This window comes from Paraburkholderia sp. JHI869, assembly GCF_038900775.1.
Taxonomy (GTDB): domain Bacteria; phylum Pseudomonadota; class Gammaproteobacteria; order Burkholderiales; family Burkholderiaceae; genus Paraburkholderia.
On the sequence record NZ_JAYMSC010000081.1, the window covers coordinates 1 to 1,869 of the forward strand.

The 1,869-nt window shown below is 60.6% G+C and carries 1 protein-coding gene; it reads left to right on the top strand.

Annotated features, from left to right (window positions below; translation table 11 throughout):
* The first annotated feature begins 415 nt into the window (after positions 1-415).
* Entirely contained in the window at positions 416-1,780 is a 1,365-nt protein-coding gene (ltrA, locus tag VSR72_RS43905; RefSeq protein WP_342958409.1) for a group II intron reverse transcriptase/maturase, read from the top strand.
* Positions 1,781-1,869: the final 89 nt, after the last annotated feature.

Consider the following 1,869-nt stretch of genomic DNA (forward strand, 5'->3'; position numbering starts at 1 on the left):
TTTTTTGTGCGCCGAGCATGCGCAACAGCTTGGGGGTGAGAGTCCCCTGCCCAGCCAGATGGGGCGAAGGGCTAGTGAAACGCAAGGGCGTCGTCGCGAGGCGGGGTCTGAAGGAAGCGTGTAGCAAAGCCGCGACCTGACGAACAGAAACCAGATATGAGGCCCACCAGGTCGGACGAGCGAGCAAATGATCGCGAAGTCCACAACCATCAAAGACCGGGGAGGTAGATCTGGCAGGTGTGCGGTGAAGGCGGTTGAGCTTACCTCGGGAGGCCTGTGCGGCGTCCTGGAATCAGGACTGAGCGATTCGCGAGGATCGTTGATCGTCGTGCAGGAGTCAGCAGCGGGCATAGTACGGCGGTGACGCCGGAAGGCCCAAACGGAAAGGAGCGGCGAGTAAGCCGGAGAACTCGGCATGGGAGCGCAGCAGAAAACGCATCGCGTCCTCGGGATCGGAGATAGGGGTGAAGCCCCAAAGGACGATACCGGAGGGGCTGAACCTATGGCGGCGAACCCCGAGTCTGAAAGCCCGTCGGCTAGTGACCGACTGATGGAAGAAGTCTGTGAACGGGAGAACCTGAAACAGGCGCTGAAGCGTGTGCAAGCAAACAAGGGGGCGCCTGGCGTGGACGGTATGACGGTCCAGGCATTACGGCTGCACCTGCGTGAGCATTGGCCGTCGATACGGTCGTCATTGCTGGACGGAACCTACCAACCCCAACCTGTGAGACGGGTCGAGATACCCAAGCCGGACGGTGGCGTGCGCAAGCTCGGCATCCCGTGCGCGCTAGATCGCTTCGTTCAGCAGGCGGTGTTGCAGGTGCTGCAAAAGCGGTGGGACCAGACGTTCTCGGACTCCAGCTACGGATTCCGTCCGGGGCGTTCGGCACATCAGGCCGTGGAACGTGCCCAAAGCTACATTCAGGCGGGACACCGCTGGGTTGTAGATTTGGATCTCGAGAAATTCTTCGATCGCGTAAACCACGACATTCTGATGTCTCGGGTAGCCCGGCGGATCAGCGACAAGCGCATGCTCAAACTGATCCGCTCGTTCTTGACGGCGGGCGTGCTGGAAAATGGGCTGGTTGGTGTGACGGATGAAGGTACGCCGCAGGGCGGACCGCTGTCACCGTTGCTATCCAATCTGATACTCGACGATCTTGACCGGGAGCTTGTCCGACGCAACTTGCGATTCGTGAGATACGCAGATGACTGTAACGTCTACGTGCACAGCGAACGCGCGGGGCTTCGGGTGATGGCAGGGCTGAAGGCCTTCCTCACTAACAAGCTGAAATTGAAGGTCAACGAATCGAAGAGTGCCGTTGCGCGGCCACACACGCGGAAGTTTCTAGGATTTACCTTCTCGGACCGGGAGCAGGTCCAGCGGCTCATAGCGCCCAAGGCACTGTCCCGGTTCAAGGAGCGAATTCGGGAACTGACCCAGCGCACGCGCGGCATCAGCGTCGACCAGATGATCGGCTCGCTGAAGCGGTATCTGACGGGTTGGCGCGGATACTTCTGTTTCTGCGAAACGCCATGGGTGCTTCGGGACTTGGATAAATGGATCCGTCGCCGCATTCGCTGCTTCTTCTGGAAGCAGTGGAAACGCGGCCGGACCCGATTCGAGGAACTCACTGCCCGTGGCGTGAAACGCAATCTTGCGGCCCAAACCGCCGGAGCACCGCACAGCGCGTGGCGGCTCAGTCACAGTCCTGCAGTGAACCTCGCCCTGTCAAACGGGTACTTACGTTCTCTCGGTCTCCCATCGGTTAGCCGGTAGTCGACCAACCGATCCGAACCGCCGTGTACGGACCCGTACGCACGGTGGTGTGGGAGGGGTCGGGCCGCGAGGCCTGCCCCTATCCCGAT

Excerpts from the sequence above, each read along its gene's own strand:
- ltrA (WP_342958409.1), top strand. The coding sequence starts at position 416 with ATGGGAGCGCAGCAGAAAACGCATCGCGTCCTCGGGATCGGAGATAGG.